Genomic DNA, 17,484 nt, shown 5'->3' on the forward strand with positions numbered 1-17,484 from the left:
CCGGTTCCGCGTCGCGGGAGGCGCTTGCGTACCGGTCCTGCGACGGGTCGGTCCTGATCCGGAAAAGCGCCCGACACCCGCGCCCGCCGTGCGGGATGATGACGCGTCACAATCCACCCCGGCACCGGTGCGCCCGCGGTCACGACCCCGCGCCGGTCCGGGCTGCGGGGGAGGGAAACGTCGCATGGGCACGACGGAGGACGCGGATCCGGCCGAGGGCGAACGGCGCGGGCCGAGGCCCCGGTCGGCCGCCGGAGCCGAGCCGGGGAATCCGCCGGGGAGCAGGGTGGAGCGGTGGTCGCGGGGGCGTTGGCGGGGCTCCGAAGCCGCCTCTGACCGGCCCTCCCGGCTCGGGTCGGTGCCGCCCGGGTCGGCGCCTTCAGGGTCGGTGCCTTCAGGGTCGGTGCCGCCCGGGGTGGATCCGCCGACCCGGGTGGACCCGCGCGCCGCGACCCGTCGGGCGCCCGCCGTCCCGCCGCGCTTCGACCCGGAGGCGGCGACGCGTCGGACGTCCCGCGCCGAGCCGCGGTTCGACCCGGAGGCGGCCACCCGCCGCAGGCCGGACGCCGGGCGAGGGTCCGATCCGGACGCGCTGACGGAGGTCCGGCCGGGGAGGCCGGGGAGTCCGGGCCGGCCGGGGCGTCCGACGTACCCGGGACATTCGGGCGGCGCCGACCCGGAGGCGGTCACCGAGGTCGTCCGGCCCAGGTCCGGGGCGGGAGGCGGAGGCGGCTCGCCGTCCTGGCAGGACGGCATCGGGCCCGGCGGTCCCGCTCCGGCCGGAGGCCCCGGCGGACGCCCGGGCTCCGACGGCCCGTTCGAGGGCGCCTTCCCGGACGCGCTGCGCGGCCGCTTCATCCCGCTGGGCCGGGCCGGGGCCGGTTCCGAGGGCACCGTCTGGTACGTCCGGCGCACCGACGGAGGCGGTGACGCGGCCGTCAAGGTGGCCGTCGCCGGCCACCCGATGGACCACGACCTGCTCGCCCACCTGCGCAACGACGGCTTCCGCCGGCACGTCCCGCACCTGATCGACTTCGGCCGGGTCGGCCACCACGGCGCCCAGGTGGACTGGGTGGCCATGGAGTACCTGCCGGTCACCCTCGCCGCGCACGTCGCCGGGCTGTGGCGGGAGGGCGGTCACGGCGACCGGCGGACCGCCGAGCAGATCGTCTACGAGCTCGTCGCCCTGCTCGACTTCTGGCAGCAGCGGATCAAGCGCAACCCGCTGGACTTCAAGCCCGCCAACATCCTGGTGCGCCCCGGCAGCGGGTCCGGGGAGTTCGTGATCGCCGACTTCGGCGGCGTCGACCGGCTCACCGACAGCCGCCGGTTCACCTCCGCGATGATGGTCACCGTCGCCTACATGGCCCCCGAGCAGCTGGCCGGCAAGAACCACCAGGCCGGGCCCTGGTGGGGGCTCGGCAACGTGCTGTACGAGCTGTTCGTCGGCCGCCCGCGCTTCATCGGCGCGGACGGCGAGCGCCCGGCCGACCAGGAGCTGGAACTGGAACTGGTCATGGGTGAGGAGGTGGACCTCTCAGCCGTCCGCGACCCGCGCCAACTGCTGCTCCTCCAGGGGCTGTTCACCAAGAAGCCGGAGGACCGCTGGACCGCGCCGCAGGTCCGCGGCTGGCTGGCCGGCGGCACCCCCGAGGTGATCCGCCGCCGGCCGCAGGCGCAGGCCCGGGCGCACCGGCCGGTCACCTTCCTCGGCAACCCGTTCACCGACCCGGTCCGGCTCACCGAGGCGCTGCTCAAGAACTCCGGCGCGGCGGCCCGCTGGCTCTCCACCGGGGGAGCGGAACGGGTGCGCGACTGGCTGCGGGACGAGGTCGAGGACACCGTCTTCGACCTGCACTACCTCTCCGACGTGGCCCGGGCGCCCGGCTCCCGGCGCGAGTCCGTGGCGGCGGTCGCGGTGCTCGCCCTGGGCGCCGCCTTCGCCCCGGGCACCGTCCCGCACTACCGCGACCGCCCGATCGACACCACCGGCCTGGAACGCGTCGTCACCGAACCGGACGGCGCCGAGTTCATCGACGAACTGGTCCGGGGCGGGGCGCCGACCGTGGTCGCCCGCTACGACTGCTTCCACCCCGAATGCGCGGGCGAGCACTGCTCCCGGCTGCTCGCGCTGGCCGGACTGCCGGAAGTGCTGGCCGAGGTGGACCGGCTGGCGCGCACCGTCGGCGGCGGCCGGCGCGGCGGCGACGGGCTCAGCCCCGAGGAACGCGAAGAGGCGCACCGGCAGGCGGTCTGGCTGAGCATCCGGCCCGAGGAGCGCGCACGGCTGCTCGGCCGGCTCTCGCCGCTGCCCGCCGCCCTGCACCGGCTGCCGCTGCCCGAGCGGGTGTCCGAGCTCGCGGCCGTGGTGGCCGCCACGGTGGTGGACGGCGCGCTGGCGGTGGACGCGGGCGCCCGCACCGCCGCACGGGCGGCGGCCCGCAGGCCGGCGCCGGACCCGGCGGCGGCCACCGCCCGGGACGTGGTGCGGCGCCGCTGGTCCGCGCTGCGGCGCCGGGCGGTGGGCGCCGACCCGGCGCAGCCGGGCGGGCGGGCGGCCCTGATCGCGGCGGAGGCACTGCGGCGGCGCGGCCGGGGACGGTCCGAGCAGCGCGAGCGGCCCGAGCCGGAGGCCGGGGTACGACAGGAAGGGCGGGTGGCCCGGCTGTGGCACAACCGGCGCCGGCGGCCCCCGGTGGACCGGCGGGCCCGACTGGCGGCCTGGTGGCCCTACGCCCGCGCCGCGCTGCCGCGCCGCGCCGGGGCGGTCCTGCTGCTGCTCCTCGCCTTCGGACTGCTGCTGTGGGCGGGAGCGGTGCTCCGCTACCCGGTCGAGGCGGGCGACAAGCTCGACCTCTCGCCCGCGGGCGCCTTCGGCGGACACCTGCGCAACGCCGGCGACCACGCGGCCCGGCAGGTGGTCGGACAGCTCGGTGCGGGGCTCGTGGCGGCCGCCGTGATCGCCTTCTTCCCCGCCCGGGTGGGCATCGGCACGGCGCTGCTGACCGGGGCCGGGGCCCTCGCCATCGGCTACCTGCGGCTCGGGCCGCCGATGACCGCGCCGGCGACGCCGCAGTCGGTGGCCGACCGGGTGGTCGTGTTCGAGGGCGGGATGGGGAGCTGGGCCGGCATCGCGGCGGTGGTGGCGATCGTGGTCTCGCTCGTCCTGGTGGAACGGGCCTCCAACCGGCTGCTGAAGCCCGCCCAGGAGGCACGCACCCAGGTCCGGGCGGCCTGGCGGCGGCTGGACGAGCGGAGCGCGGAGCAATCGCCCGGGGCCGCCGGCGGCGAACGGGTGTGGAGCGCGCCGTCCGGGCGGTGGCGGACGGGCGGCGCGGGGACCCGCGACCGGGTGCGGTTCGCGCTCGGGACGACGGCGGTGCTGGTGCTGCTGCTGTGGGGGGCGGTCGAGGTCAGGCTCGCGGCCACCGGGGTGCACCGGACGCCCGGCTCCTGGGGGACGGGACAGAGCGGCGCGGCCTACCAGGCCGGGTTCGTCCTGCTGCTGGCGGCGGTGTCGCTGGTGAGCGCCCTCGGGACTCCGGCCACCGCCCGGGGGCTGTTCGCGCTCTGGGTCCCGGCCACCCTGTTCCTGGGGGCCTGGCCCGGGCCGCTGGGACCGGTCGAGGCACTGCGGATACCGGTGTTCGAGGGGCTGTTCAGGTCGATCGCCGGGCTGTGGGGGCACGGGGCCTTCTGGGCCGCCCTGCTGGTGATGCTGCCACTGGCGGCGTACGGGGGGCTGCGGACGGTCCGGGGACGGGCGGGGCGCAGCTGAGGGGCGACGACTGACAGCTGGCAGCGGACAGATGACAGATGACGAGTGACGGATGACAGCTGACAGATTTCGAAATCTGTCAGCTGTCATCCGTCATCTGTTCCGTGTTCCCTGTTCCGTGTTCGCTGCGGCCCGTTCTCTGCCGGCGCTCAGCCGACCAGTCGGGAGAGCTCGATCGAGTGTCCCGTCCGCTCCACCTTCGCTCGCAGGTAGCGGACGTTGCTCGCCGACAGGTGCACGCCCGTCGGCACCCGGTGCCGCACGACGATCCCCAGCTCGGCCAGCTGCGCCGCCTTGTCCGGGTTGTTGCTCAGCAGGTCGATGCCCGTGGCGCCGAGCGCGGCGAGCATCTGGGCGGCCGCGGTGTAGTCCCGGCCGTCCTCGGGCAGGCCGAGGGCGGTGTTGGCGTCGTACGTGTCCAGGCCGGAGTCCTGGAGGGCGTACGCGTCCAGCTTGTTGTAGAGCCCGATGCCGCGGCCCTCCTGCCGCAGGTAGAGCAGGTACCCGCCGGCCTCGCTGATCCGCTCCACCGACTCGCGCAGCTGCGGCCCGCAGTCGCAGCGGTCGGAGCCGAAGACGTCGCCGGTCAGGCACTCGGAGTGAAGCCGCACCAGCGGCGTCCCGCCCTCGGGGACCGTGCCGAGCGCGAGCGCCAGGTGCTCGGCACCGTCGGCGAGGCCGTGGAAGGTGAAGGTCTCCGCCTCGGCGCGGTAGCCGTCGGGGAAGGTCAGCGGGATGCGCACACGCGAGCGCACCGTGGCGGAGCCGGGCTGCGGCATGGGTGGGCCTCCGTGGATCGGGGGTGGACCGGGACGAATCCGGGGTGGACCGGGACGAACCGGGTGGGTTCGACCGGTCCGGACGGATCGCGGTGGATCGGAGGTCGACCGTACTAGGTAGTTCCAATTTGAACAACTGCCGGGCCGATGGGGCGGGGATCGACCGCGGAGGCGCACAACACCCCACCGGTCCCGACTGTTCCCACCAGGCCTTCCAGCATGTGGATGGTGCGGGACCCGCGGTGTGGACACTGCGAGACTTGCCGCGTTTCCTGGGCACGTCCCTCAGGCCCGCCGGGACACCGCGCACGCCCATCGACGACCACGGAAGGGTCCTGACCAGATGCCGCTGACCCCCGCCACCCCCCACTCCTCCCTCGACTCCTCTCTTGACTCCTCCCTCGACGCCGAGCGGCGCGCGATAGAGGCGCTCTACGCGGACGTGGTCCGCCGCAACCGGGGCGAGGACGAGTTCCACCAGGCCGTCCACGAGGTGCTGGAGACCCTCGCGCCGGTGCTCGCCCACCGCCCCGAGCTCCTCGACGCCCGGATCATCGAGCGGATCTGCGAGCCCGAGCGGCAGCTGATGTTCCGGGTGCCGTGGACGGACGACTCCGGTGACATCCACGTCAACCGCGGCTTCCGGGTGGAGTTCAGCAGCGCCCTCGGGCCGTACAAGGGTGGGCTGCGCTTCCACCCCTCGGTGAACCTCGGGATCGTCAAGTTCCTGGGCTTCGAGCAGATCTTCAAGAACGCGCTCACCGGTCTGCCCATCGGCGGGGGCAAGGGCGGCTCCGACTTCGACCCCAAGGGCCGGTCGGATGCCGAGATCATGCGGTTCTGCCAGTCCTTCATGACCGAGCTCTACCGCCACCTCGGCGAGTACACCGACGTGCCGGCCGGGGACATCGGCGTCGGCGGCCGGGAGATCGGCTACCTCTTCGGCCAGTACAAGCGGATCACCAACCGGTACGAGAGCGGCGTGCTCACCGGAAAGGGCCTCGGCTGGGGCGGCGCGCAGGTCCGTACCGAAGCCACCGGCTACGGCTGCGTCATGTTCACCTCCGAGATGCTGCACAGCCGCGGCGAGAGCCTGGACGGGCGCCGGGTGGTCGTCTCCGGGGCCGGCAACGTCGCGGTCTACGCGATCGAGAAGGCCCAGCAGCTCGGCGCGACCGTGCTCACCTGCTCCGACTCCTCCGGTTACGTGGTGGACGAGAAGGGCATCGACCTCGACCTGCTCAAGGAGGTCAAGGAGGTCCGGCGCGGGCGGGTCTCCGACTACGCCCGACTGCGCGGTGGCCACGTCCGGTTCGTCGAGGGCCCGGGCGTGTGGAGCGTCCCCTGCGACGTCGCGCTGCCCTGCGCCACCCAGAACGAGCTGGCGGAGGCCGACGCGCTGGCCCTGGTGCGCAACGGGGTGCTGGCCGTCGCCGAGGGCGCGAACATGCCCACCACCCCGGAGGCGGTGCGGGTGTTCCAGGAGGCCGGGGTGGCCTTCGGCCCGGGCAAGGCGGCGAACGCCGGCGGCGTCGCGACCAGCGCCCTGGAGATGCAGCAGAACGCCTCGCGCGACTCCTGGACCTTCGAGCACACCGAGGAGCGGCTGGCCGGGATCATGAAGCACGTCCACGACTCCTGCTTCACCACCGCCGAGCGCTACGGCCACCCGGGCAACTACGTGGTCGGTGCGAACATCGCCGGCTTCGAGCTGGTCGCCGACGCGATGCTGGCCCAGGGCCTGATCTGAGCCGCTGACGCGAGACCGCTGGCGCAAGGCCGCTGCCTCGGCGCCGCCGAGGCAGCACCGCCGAATCCGAGCCGCCGACGGCCGTCACCCGACGATCGGTACCCGACGATCGGTACCCGACCGGAGCGGGCACCGATTGTCGGGTGCGGCAGGGTGGGGCCTTCCTACGGTGAGTGTCACAAGGGAAGGGCGGGGTTGGCGTGCTGGAGCACCTGAACCGGGCGATGGACCGGATCGAACGAGACCTGGACCGCGAGGTCGACGTGGCCGAGCTGGCGCGGATCGCGATGACGTCGGAGTACCACTTCCGGCGGCTGTTCTCGATGCTCGCCGGGATGCCGCTGTCGGAGTACGTCCGGCGTCGGCGGCTCACCGTCGCCGGGGCCGAAGTCCTCGACGGTGAGCGGACGTTGCTCGACATCGCGGTCCGGTACGGGTACTCCTCGGGGGAGGCGTTCGCCCGGGCGTTCCGGGCCATGCACGGAGTCGGGCCCGGCGAGGTCCGGCGCGACGGTGCGGTGCTCGTCTCCCAGCCCCGGATGTCCTTCCGACTCGTCGTGGAGGGGAGCAGCAGCATGGAATACCGGATCGTGGAGAAGCCGGACTTCCGGATCGTCGGCAAGAAGGCCCGGGTCACCCTGATCTACGTGGGGATCAACCCGGGGATCGCCGAGTTCATCAAGGGGCTCGACAAGGACACGGTCGCTCGGATCGCGGCCCTGTCCGGGGACGACCCGGCCGGGATCCTGTCGGTGAGCGACGACTTCTCGCCGAACCGCGAGGAGGGGTCCGAACTCGACTACTGGCACGCGGTGGTGGCGCGCGACGGTGTCGCCGTCCCGGCGGATCTGGACGTGCTCGACGTCCCGGCCGGCACCTGGGCGGTGTTCACCAACACCGGGCCGTTCCCGCAGGCCCTGCAGGAGATGTGGGGGGACGTGGCGAGCCAGTGGTTCCCGTCCAACCCGTACGAGGCTCGGCCGGGTCCGGAGATCCTCCGGGTCCGCCCCGTGCCGGGGACGGGCGACGCCGAGGCGGAGCTGTGGATCCCGGTGGCACGGGCCGTACGCAGCTGACGGATGGCGGGCGGCAGCCGACAGATAACCGATGACGAATGACAGATGACAGCTGACAGATTTCGAAATCTGTCAGCTGTCATCTGTTCGTCCACCCCGTTCGGCCCACCACCGCCCGCCAAGCTCCGCCCCCGCCCCGCATGCTGGGGCGGGAGGTGCGGGGGCCGAGGCGCCGAAAAACCCGGGAGTTCCCGAGCAAGCTGCGAGGACAGACGCCATGAAGCAGACCTCCGTGACCACCAACGCCCCCTGCTGGACGGAGCTGGGCACCTCCGACCCGCCCGCCGCCCTGGCCTTCTACACCGAGCTCTTCGGCTGGCAGGTGGACGACACGGCCCGCCCCGGGCACGGCGACTACACCCAGATGCTGGTCGGGGGCGCCCCGGCCGCCGCCATCACCCCGCGCTACGCCCCCCAGCAGCCGATCGCCTGGACGGTCTGCATCGCGGTCGCCGATGCCGACGCCACCGCCGCGAGGGTCAAGGAGTCCGGCGGCCGGGTCCTGAAGGACCCCACCGACGTCTCCGACTTCGGCCGCTTCTCGGTGGCCGCCGACCCCTCCGGCGCGGTGCTCATCGTCTGGCAGGCCCGCGCCTTCCGGGGCGCCGGGGTGTTCAACGAGCCCGGCTCGCTCGGCTGGGTGGAACTGCTCACCCGTGACCCGGCCGGCGCGCTCGCCTTCTACCCGAAGGTCTTCGGCTGGTCCGTCGCCCCGTCCGAGCACTACCCCCAATGGGGTCTGGACGGACGGGACTTCGGCGGCATGCTGACGATGGACGACCGCTTCCCGCCCCAGGTGCCGCCGCACTGGCTGCCGTACTTCGCGGTCGCCGACGTCGACAACACCGTCGGTCGGGCGACGGCGCTCGGCGGGGACGTCCTGATGCCCGCCACCGGACTGCCGGGGGGACGGCGGATCGCCGTGCTGCGCGACCCCCAGGGCGCCGCGTTCGGGGTCTACGCCGCCGGCGCCGAGGGCTGACCGGCCCGCCGGGCGACGCGCGAGCGCCGCCACCCGGCCACGGCCACTAGCGCCGCCCCCGCCGTGACCAGCAGCGCCCCGAGCGGCACCACGTCGCCGATCCGGTCGTACCAGGTCAGGGTTCCGGGCGCGGTGAGCGGCAGCCGGACGCTCAGCGCGCCGGTGCCGCCGGTGCCGCCGGTGCCGCCGGTGCCGCCGGTGCCGAGCCGGGCGAGCTCCCGGCCCTGGGCGTCGAAGGCGGCCGAGACCCCGGTCAGCGAACCCTGCACGGCCGGACGCCCCGTCTCGGCGGCCCGGATCGCCGCCAGCGAGACGTGCTGCTCGGGCGCCCAGGTGCGCTGGAAGGTCGAGGTCGAGGACTGGTAGACCAGCACCCGGGCGCCGTCCCGGGCGGCGGTGCGGGCCATGTCGGGGAAGGCCGACTCGAAGCAGATCAGCGCCCCGACGGGCAGCGGCACGCCTGCCCGGTCGGTGGCGGGCAGGACGTGGAAGGACGTGCCGGGCGCCCGGTTCTCGCCCGCCGCCCGGCTGACCCCGGCTATCCAGCCGAGCGCCGGCCGCAGCGGGATGTACTCGCCGAACGGCACCAGCCGGATCTTGCGGTAGCGGTCCACCACGCCGGCGGGGGAGACCAGTACCGCGTCCTTGGAGATCCGCCCGTCCGCCTTGCGCGCGTCCTCCCCGGCGACGACCTCGGCGCCGGTGGTCGCGGCGAGCCCGCGCAGCGTGTCCAGCGCGGCCGGGTCGCGGTCCAGGTCGGCGGTGGTGCTGCTCTCGCCCCACACGACCAGGTCCACCGGCTGCCCGACGAGTCCGGCCGTGATCCGCGCGCTCGCCTCGAACCGGGCCTTGGGGTCCTCCACGATGCCGGGCTGGACCAGTGCCACGGTCGCGGCCCCGTCCCTGGCGGGCGCCTCGCGCAGTGCGAACAGCAGCGGGCCGGAGGCCAGCACCAGCACGACGGAGCCGGCGGCGACGGCCCGCGGCCGCCGGTGCACCGCGGTCAGCGCGATCAGCACCCCGGTGTTCACCGCCGCCACCGCCGCACTGACCAGCCAGATCCCGCCGGCCGAGGCCAGGGCGAGGATCGCCGGGTGCCGCCACTGGGTGGCGCCGAGCAGCGCCCACGGGCCGCCGAGCGCGGGCCAGGACCGCGCGTACTCGGTGGTCACCCAGACCGCGGGGACGACCAGGAGCGCCAGGAGCGCCCGCCGGGCGGAGAGCCGGGGGTGCAGCAGCCGGTGCACGGTGTACCCGACGCCGCTCTGGAGCGCCCCGAGCAGCACCGCGAGCACCGGCAGCCCCGGCCCGATGGACGGGACCAGCCAGGACATCGCCGCGAGGATGAACCCCGCCCCGAACCACCAGCCGCGCACCGCCGCCTCCCGGCCCGACGGCGCCCGCTGCATCAGCAGCAGCCCGGGCACCAGCGCGATCCACGCCAGCCACGCCTGCCCGGGTTCGGGGAAGGCGAGCACCGGAACCGCTCCGGCCGCCAGCGCACCGATCCGCCCCCGGTACCGGTGCGGCGCGTGCGGCTCCCGCCCCTCGGTGGGGGTCGTGGTCGTCGTGGTCGGAGCAGGGCTGGTGGGAGCGGTGCGGCGCGACATGCCCCGTATTGTCCGCTCGGACCGCCCTCGGTGCCAGATGGCCGCACACGAGGCCGACGCGGATCGGCGGACAGGCGAATCATCGGAACAACTGGATCACCCCCGAAATCACCTGCGTGAGGAGATTGGCCGCGGAAAGGAGGCTGATCGCGACTTTGATGCGCTCGTGGAGTTTCCCGTTCCCGGCCGTGCTGGTTTCGGTGTTCGTCGTCATGCTTCAAATCTGGTGTACCGGGACGTGTCGAATACGGGGCCGGGCAAAGCGTTACCGAGTGATACGTGGCGGGACCCGGCGGGACGGGAGTGGTGTAACGTTTTACGAGGGATTACGGAAAAAGGGGGCAATACGTGCAAAATGGTGGAGCGCTCGCCGACCTGACCGTGCGACTTCGTGAGCTGCACCTCAACGCCGGCGAGCCCAGCACCCGCCGGATCGCCGCCGGGACCGCCGGCGCGGTGAGCCACAGCACCGTCCACCAGGCGCTGACCGGCAAGCGCCTGCCCCGGTGGGGCGCGCTGGAGCTGATCGTGGAGGCGCTCGGGGGAGATCCGGAGGAGTTCCGCGCCGCCTGGAAGTCCGCTCGGCTTCAGGAGGACCGCCCGGAGGAACCAGCCGACCGGGCGACGCCCACGGACAGTCGCCGCTATCGGCTGTCGGAAGGGACGGAAACAGGTCTGGGGAGGCAGCGCATTGCGTACCGCATCGCCGAGAGGATGCTCGACTCCGGAAATCCTCAAGAAGCTGCGAAATTCCTGAAGAAGGAATTCGAAGGGAGCCCTCGGAGCCCGTTGACGGTGTTGTACCTGCGCGCTCTGGCCAAGTCGAATGACAGCGGGATCACAGCTGTTCTGAAGGTGCTCCGGGGCGTGGACATGGAGTCGGCGGACGCGGCCGAAGCGGTCGCCGATTACCTGGAGGACCACCTCGGGGACGTCGAGGCGTCGCTCGGACACATGCTGAACGCCCTTCGGCTCGACCCCGGCAACGGGCTGTACGCCTGGTCCGTGGCGGGCTATCTCGACTACCTGAACCGTCCCGAGGAAGCTCTGCCGTACTACCGGCGGGGCGCTGAGCTCTTCCCGACCGACAACCTCTGCGTGGCCGGCTGTGCCAGGGCGTTGGTCAAGGCCGGCCGGTTCGCCGAGGCCGAGCGGGTCGCCCGGTCGTCGGGCAGTGATGACATCGAGGTCAAGGAGTGGCTCGCCCAGGCCCTGGCACTCCAAGGGAAGTTCGACGAGGCGGAGCAGGAGCTGCGCCCGTTGACGGACCGGGCGTACATCGCAGAGATCCTGGCCCGGATTCTGCTGACCGCCGGGAGGTACGACGACGCGCTGAAGCTGGTGGAACGACGCGTCGACGACGACCACGTCGGTCTCGCCTTCCAGGCCACCTACCTGGACGTCCTGGTCGCCGCCGGCCGGACCGGGGAGGCCGACCGCTGGCGGGCCCGCCTCGAAGCGCAGTGGTGGGAACGCGAAGGCCGCCGGTCCTGACACCGGCGGCCTCCGCTCAGCGGGGCGTCAGTCCTCGCCGCCCTCCAGGTCACCCTCGGTCTCCAGGAACGCGGCCTGCAGCTGCTCGATCAGCCGCGGGTCCGGCTGCTCCCACAGCCCGCGGCTCGCCGCCTCCAGCAGCCGCTCGCTGATCCCGTGCAGCGCCCACGGGTTGGCGCCCGCGAGGAACTCCCGGTTGACCGGGTCGAGGACGTACTCCTGGGTCAGCTTCTCGTACATCCAGTCCGCGACCACGCCCGTGGTGGCGTCGTAGCCGAACAGGTAGTCCACCGTCGCGGCCATCTCGAAGGCGCCCTTGTAGCCGTGGCGGCGCATCGCCTCGATCCAGCGCGGGTTGACCACCCGGGCGCGGAAGACGCGGGCGGCCTCCTCGGTCAGGGTGCGGGTGCGGACCGTCTCCGGGCGGGTCGAGTCGCCGATGTAGGCGGTCGGCGCCTTGCCGGTGAGGGCGCGCACGGTGGCCACCATGCCGCCGTGGTACTGGAAGTAGTCGTCCGAGTCGGCGATGTCGTGCTCACGGGTGTCGGTGTTCTTCGCGGCGACGGTGATCCGCTTGTACGCGGTCTCCATCTCCTCGCGCGCCGGGCGCCCGTCCAGCCCGCGGCCGTACGCGTAGCCGCCCCAGACCGTGTACACCTCGGCCAGGTCGGCGTCGGTGCGCCAGTCCCGGCTGTCGATCAGCTGCAGCAGGCCCGCCCCGTACGTGCCCGGGCGGGAGCCGAAGACCCGGACGGTGGCCTTGCGCTCGTCGCCGTGCACGGCGAGGTCGGCCTGGACGTGGGCGCGCACGTAGTTCGACTCGGGGGACTCCTCCTGGGCGGCGGCCAGGCGCACCGCGTCGTCCAGCAGGGCGACGACGTGCGGGAAGGCGTCCCGGAAGAAGCCGGAGATGCGCAGCGTGACATCGATGCGCGGGCGGCCCAGCTCCTCCAGCGGGATCGGCTCCAGGCCGGTGACCCGGCGCGAGGCGTCGTCCCAGACCGGGCGCACGCCGAGCAGGGCGAAGGCCTCGGCGATGTCGTCGCCGGCCGTGCGCATCGCGCTGGTGCCCCAGAGCGAGAGCCCGACCGAGGGCGGGTAGGCGCCGTCGTTGTCGGCGGTGTACCGCTCGACCAGCGAGGTGGCGAGGGCCTGGCCGGTCTCCCAGGCGAGCTTGCTGGGGACGGCCTTCGGGTCGACGGAGTAGAAGTTGCGGCCGGTCGGCAGCACGTTGACCAGGCCGCGCAGCGGCGAGCCGGACGGGCCGGCCGGGACGAAGCCACCCTGGAGCGCGTGCAGCACGGCGTCCAGCTCGTCGGTGGTGGCGGACAGCCGCGGCACCACCTGGGTGGCGGCGAAGTCCAGCACCTTGCGGACGGCCTCCTGGACGGTCTCCGGCAGCTCGGCGGTGACCTTCTCGACCGCCTCGGGCGCCCAGTCCTCCGCCTCCATGGCTTCGACCAGGGCGCGCGCCTTGGCCTCGGCCGCGTCGGTGGCGCCGAGGGTGAGCGCCGCCTCGTCCAGGCCGAGCGCCTCGCGCAGGCCGGGCAGGGCGCTGACGCCGCCCCAGATCTGCCGGGCGCGCAGGATGGCGAGCACGATGTTGACCCGGTCGGTGCCGGCCGGAGCCTGGCCGAGGACGTGCAGACCGTCGCGGATCTGGGCGTCCTTGACCTCGCAGAGCCAGCCGTCGACGTGCAGCAGGAAGTCGTCGAAGCCGTCGTCCTCGGGGCGCTCGTCCAGGCCGAGGTCGTGGTCGAGCTTGGCGGCCTGGATCAGGGTCCAGATCTGGGCGCGGATCGCCGGCAGCTTGGCCGGGTCCATCGCGGCGATGTTGGAGTGCTCGTCCAGCAGCTGCTCCAGGCGCGCGATGTCGCCGTAGGAGTCGGCGCGGGCCATCGGCGGGACGAGGTGGTCGACGAGCGTGGCGTGGGCGCGGCGCTTGGCCTGGGTGCCCTCGCCCGGGTCGTTGACCAGGAAGGGGTAGACCAGCGGCAGGTCGCCGAGGACGGCGTCCGGGCCGCACTCGGCGGACAGCGCGGCGGTCTTGCCGGGCAGCCACTCCAGGTTGCCGTGCTTGCCGAGGTGGATCACCGCGTGGGCGCCGAAGCCGCCGTCCTCCTGGGCGGCCTCGATCCAGCGGTAGGCGGCCAGGTAGTGGTGGCTCGGCGGCAGGTCGGGGTCGTGGTAGATGGCGACCGGGTTCTCGCCGAAGCCGCGCGGCGGCTGGATCAGCACGAGCAGGTTCCCGGAGCGGATCGCGGCCAGCACGATGTCGCCGTCCGGGTTCTGCGAGCGGTCGACGTACAGCTCGCCGGGGGCCGGGCCCCAGTGCTCCTCGACTTGCTCGCGCAGGCCCTGCGGGAGGGTGGCGTACCAGCGGCGGTAGTCGGCCGCGGGGATGCGCACCGGGTTGCGGGCCAGCTGGTCCTCGGTGAGCCAGTCCTGGTCGTAGCCGCCGGCCGCGATCAGGGCGTGGATCAGCGCGTCGCCCTCGTGGCCGCCCTCGCCGTCGTCGAACGAGGGGAGGTCGTTCCCGAGGTCCATGCCCTCCGCGCGCAGCCGCTCCAGCAGCCGCACCGCACTGGCCGGGGTGTCCAGGCCGACGGCGTTGCCGACCCGGGCGTGCTTGGTCGGGTACGCGGACAGCACCAGGGCGAGGCGGCGCTCGGCGGCCGGAACGTGCCGCAGCTGGGCGTGCTTGACGGCGGTGCCGGCGACCCGGGCGGCGCGCTCCGGGTCGGCGGCGTAGACGGTGAGGCCGTCCTCGTCCAGCTCCTTGAAGGAGAACGGGACGCTGATCAGGCGGCCGTCGAACTCCGGCACGGCGATCTGGGTGGCGGTGTCCAGCGGGGACAGGCCGTCGTCGCTGGCCTCCCACTGGGCGCGCGACCAGGTGAGGCAGAGCGCCTGGAGGATCGGCCGGTCGAGGGCGGCCAGCGCGCCCGCGTCCCAGGCCTCCTCGTCCCCGCCGGCCTGGGCGTCGGCCGGGCGGGTGCCGCCGGCGGCGAGCACGGTGGTGACGATGGCGTCGGCCTCGCCGAGCGCGGCCAGCAGCTCCGGCTCGGCGCCGCGCAGCGAGGCGCAGTAGTAGGCCTTGGCCCGGGCTCCCTGGTCCTCGACGGCTCGGCAGAGCGTCTCCACGAAGGCGGTGTTGCCGCTCATGTGGTGGGCGCGGTAGTAGAGCACCGCGACGGTCGGTCCCTCGGTCGTACGGGCTTCGCGCTCCAGCGGGCCCCAGGCCGGGGCGGAGGCGGGCGGGGCGAAGCCGTGACCGGTCAGCAGCACGGTGTCGGAGAGGAAGGCGCCCAGCTCGGCCAGGTTGGCCGCGCCGCCGTGGGCCAGGTAGGCGTGCGCCTCGGCGGCGATGCCGGCCGGGACGGTGGACAGCTCCATCAGCTGGGCGTCGGGGGCCTGCTCACCCGTCAGCACGATGACCGGGCGGGGGCCGGCCAGCAGCGTGTCCAGGCCCTCCTGCCAGGCGCGGCGCCCGCCGAGCAGGCGGACCACGACGAGCTCGGTGCCCTCCAGCAGCGCGGGCAGGTCCTCGGGGGTGAGTCGGGCCGGGTTGCCGAGCCGGTAGCGCACCGGGCCCTCGGAAGCGCGGGCGCTGAGCAGGTCGGTGTCGGACGTCGACAGCAGCAGGATCATATGAAGGCCCTCCCGGCCTCGTCGGTGGCCAGGGCGGCCGGGATCTGGGCCGGGTCGGCCGCAGAGGTGGCCGGAGCGGCCGCGCGGTCGACCGGGGTGGTCGTGGCGGCGGCCGGAACGGCCGTGATGGCGGCCGGGGACGCGGGCGCGGGCATGCGACAGCGCTGGAACATGTCTGCCTTCCTCGGGGTCCGCGCCCCGGGCCGGTGGAGGACGGCAGGAGTTCCTGGCTCCCGCGGCCGACCGGTCTACCGGTGAACCGCGGTCACAGTGGCGGGACCGCACCGGGTTCGCACCGGTTTCCTCCCCTGCGCCGTCGCTGGCGTGTGGGCGGCCCGCTGGGACCGCCCGTCAGCATCGTACGGGGTACGGCTGACCTGGGGGAGGGTGAGCTTTCGGACGTTCGGGCATGCGAGGCGACAACGAGGCGGCGGTGAAGCGGTGGTGAAGCGGGGGCGAAGCGGGGCCGAAGCGCGACGAAGCGGGGCCGAGGCGGGGGGGGGTGTAGCGGGGTCGAAGCGGGGCGCGGGGCCGGTGGTGAAGCCGATGAGGTGGTCGGGGTGCGGCCGGGGTGCGACCGAGGTGCGGCCCGGGTGTGATGCAGCGGACGGAGGCAAGCGATCGGATCATCTGTATGCTCGCCGCCATGCCACCGACACCCGACGCCACCGCGCCGGGCGCCGCAGGACCCGACCGGGAGGTGCCCGACCGGGGGCGTGCGGACGCCTGCCCCGGAGCGCTTCGTCTGCATACGGCCGACGACGGCGCCCTCGCCCGGATCCGCCTGCCCGGCGGGCTGCTGACGGATCGTCAGGCCCTCGCGCTGGCCGAGGCGGCCGAGGTCCTCGGCGACGGTGAGCTGGAGACCACCTCGCGCGGCAACGTCCAGCTGCGCGGCCTGGCCCCGCACTGCGCGGCCGAGCTCGCCGACCGGCTGCGCGCCGTCGGACTGCTGCCCTCGGACACCCACGAGCGGGTCCGCAACATCATCGCCTCGCCGGCGGCCGGACTGGACGCCGCAGGCGGCCCCGGCAGAGCCGATGTACAGGCCTGGGTACGGGAATTGGACGCACGACTGTGCGCGAGCGACTGGGCGGCCGGGCTCTCCGGCAAGTTCCTGTTCGCGCTGGACGACGGGCGGGGCGACGTCGCCGCGCTCGACGCCGATGTGACATTGATCGCAGGCCCGGACGGCACCCGGCTGCTGCGCCTCGGGCGAGCCGACCACGGACACCCGGTCGAGGCCGGGCAGGAGGTGACGGCCGTGCTGGACGCGGCCCGCTCCTTCCTGGCGGCGCTGCGGACCAACGGGCGCAAGGCCTGGCACCTGCGCGAGGCCCCCGACCTGCTGCCGGCCGGCCCGGTTCCGCTGCCCGCCTTCGCCGGTGCCGCGCCCGCCGTCGGCGCGCTGCCCGGCGGGCTCTCGGTGGGACTGCGCTTCGGCCGGGCGGGCGCCGGGCAGTGGCGGACGCTGGTCGCCGCCTCGGCCGGCGAACTGCGACTGACCCCCTGGCGCGGAGCGGTGCTGCCCGGCGCTCCGGCCGACCGGTTGCCGGCTCTCGCCGCGGCGGGCTTTCGCACCGAGCCCGGCTCGGCCTGGGAGCGGGCCACCGCCTGCACCGGGCTGCCGGGCTGCGCCAAGTCGCTGGCCGACGTCCGCTCGGACGCGGCCCGGGCGTTGGACTCCGGTGCCGCTGCGGCAGTCGGTGCCGCGTTGGACGCCGGTGCCGCTGCGGGGGCGGGTCTCGTGGTGGGGGTCGGTGCCGGGCCCACAGGTGTGCTGCCCGTCCACTGGTCGGGCTGTGAACGGCGCTGCGGCCACCCGGCCGGGCGCTGGGTGGACGTGCTCGCCACAGGGCGCGGCTATCGGGTGACGGTGAACGCCGCGGGAGCCGGTGCGACGGCTGCCGATGCGGCGGACGTCAAGGACGCGACGGGCGTCGACGTGACGAACGAGGAGATGGCCGAGGCGGTCGCCGAGGCCAGGAGGACCACGAAGTGATCGAGTACGAGAAGGACGGCGCGTCCATCTACCGCCAGTCCTTTGCCACCATCCGCGCGGAGGCCGATCTGGCCGCCCTTCCGGCGGACGTCTCCCAGGTCGCGGTGCGGATGATCCACGCCTGCGGGATGGTCGACCTGGTCGAGGACCTGGTGTACTCGCCCGGTGTGGTCGCCTCCGCGCGCGCCGCGCTGCACGCCGGTGCGCCCATCCTCTGCGACGTCAACATGGTCGCGAGCGGCGTCACCCGCAAGCGGCTGCCGGCCGACAACGAGGTGATCTGCACCCTCACCGACCCGTCGGTGCCCGAACTCGCCCGGAAGATGGGCAACACCCGCAGCGCCGCGGCCATGGAGCTGTGG

The 17,484-nt window shown here is 74.1% G+C and carries 12 protein-coding genes and 1 riboswitch; of the genes, 7 read left to right on the top strand and 5 right to left on the bottom strand.

Annotation, left to right across the window (positions count from 1 at the left end):
- Positions 1-415 precede the first annotated feature (415 nt).
- Positions 416-3,778: a protein kinase domain-containing protein gene (locus ACWGKU_RS19610; protein ID WP_452191497.1), complete on the top strand. Its 3,363-nt coding sequence runs from the start codon at positions 416-418 to the stop codon at positions 3,776-3,778.
- Positions 3,779-3,927: 149 nt separating this feature from the next.
- On the opposite strand, the gene ACWGKU_RS19615 is transcribed toward ACWGKU_RS19610, so the two are convergent.
- Positions 3,928-4,557, bottom strand: a complete 630-nt coding sequence (locus ACWGKU_RS19615) for a GTP cyclohydrolase II (protein WP_387727691.1) — start codon at positions 4,555-4,557, stop codon at positions 3,928-3,930.
- 343 nt (positions 4,558-4,900) lie between these two features.
- Here ACWGKU_RS19615 and gdhA point away from each other — a divergent pair, with 343 nt between their 5' ends.
- From gdhA to ACWGKU_RS19630, 3 genes are all read left to right on the top strand, one after another.
- Positions 4,901-6,307, top strand: coding sequence for an NADP-specific glutamate dehydrogenase (gdhA, locus tag ACWGKU_RS19620; RefSeq protein WP_380539453.1), 1,407 nt, complete (start codon positions 4,901-4,903; stop codon positions 6,305-6,307).
- 200 nt (positions 6,308-6,507) lie between these two features.
- Positions 6,508-7,383 carry an AraC family transcriptional regulator gene (locus tag ACWGKU_RS19625; protein ID WP_452177906.1) on the top strand — a complete coding sequence of 292 codons (876 nt, stop codon included), beginning with the start codon at positions 6,508-6,510 and terminating at the stop codon, positions 7,381-7,383.
- 217 nt (positions 7,384-7,600) lie between these two features.
- Positions 7,601-8,365 (top strand): VOC family protein, encoded by a 765-nt coding sequence (locus tag ACWGKU_RS19630; RefSeq protein ID WP_452177905.1) that lies wholly within the window; start codon positions 7,601-7,603, stop codon positions 8,363-8,365.
- On the opposite strand, the gene lnt is transcribed toward ACWGKU_RS19630, so the two are convergent.
- Positions 8,341-9,975 carry an apolipoprotein N-acyltransferase gene (lnt, locus tag ACWGKU_RS19635; protein WP_452177904.1) on the bottom strand — a complete coding sequence of 545 codons (1,635 nt, stop codon included), beginning with the start codon at positions 9,973-9,975 and terminating at the stop codon, positions 8,341-8,343. The genes ACWGKU_RS19630 and lnt overlap by 25 nt on opposite strands.
- 79 nt (positions 9,976-10,054) lie before the next feature.
- The gene (locus ACWGKU_RS19640) at positions 10,055-10,189 is read right to left on the bottom strand and encodes a hypothetical protein (RefSeq protein ID WP_401044857.1); all 135 of its coding nucleotides are present in this window, start codon (positions 10,187-10,189) and stop codon (positions 10,055-10,057) included.
- 134 nt (positions 10,190-10,323) lie between these two features.
- On the opposite strand from ACWGKU_RS19640, the gene ACWGKU_RS19645 reads away from it, so the two are divergent.
- Positions 10,324-11,469: a tetratricopeptide repeat protein gene (locus tag ACWGKU_RS19645; RefSeq protein WP_401044854.1), complete on the top strand. Its 1,146-nt coding sequence runs from the start codon at positions 10,324-10,326 to the stop codon at positions 11,467-11,469.
- A gap of 27 nt (positions 11,470-11,496) precedes the next feature.
- On the opposite strand, the gene cobN is transcribed toward ACWGKU_RS19645, so the two are convergent.
- On the bottom strand, positions 11,497-15,120 hold the full coding sequence (cobN, locus tag ACWGKU_RS19650) for a cobaltochelatase subunit CobN (RefSeq protein ID WP_452177903.1): 3,624 nt from the start codon (positions 15,118-15,120) through the stop codon (positions 11,497-11,499).
- The gene (locus ACWGKU_RS19655; protein WP_380539474.1) at positions 15,117-15,293 is read right to left on the bottom strand and encodes a hypothetical protein; all 177 of its coding nucleotides are present in this window, start codon (positions 15,291-15,293) and stop codon (positions 15,117-15,119) included. The genes cobN and ACWGKU_RS19655 overlap by 4 nt, the downstream gene beginning before the upstream one ends.
- Positions 15,294-15,340: 47 nt before the next feature.
- Positions 15,341-15,426: riboswitch (cobalamin riboswitch) on the bottom strand.
- Between the two features lie 328 nt (positions 15,427-15,754).
- On the opposite strand from ACWGKU_RS19655, the gene ACWGKU_RS19660 reads away from it, so the two are divergent.
- Positions 15,755-17,122 carry a hypothetical protein gene (locus ACWGKU_RS19660; RefSeq protein ID WP_401044847.1) on the top strand — a complete coding sequence of 456 codons (1,368 nt, stop codon included), beginning with the start codon at positions 15,755-15,757 and terminating at the stop codon, positions 17,120-17,122.
- Positions 17,119-17,484, top strand: a 366-nt coding sequence (locus ACWGKU_RS19665) for a precorrin-8X methylmutase (RefSeq protein ID WP_452191499.1), incomplete at its 3' end; no start/stop codon positions are given. The genes ACWGKU_RS19660 and ACWGKU_RS19665, both read left to right, overlap by 4 nt.

It is taken from the genome of Kitasatospora sp. NPDC054768, from assembly GCF_053612025.1.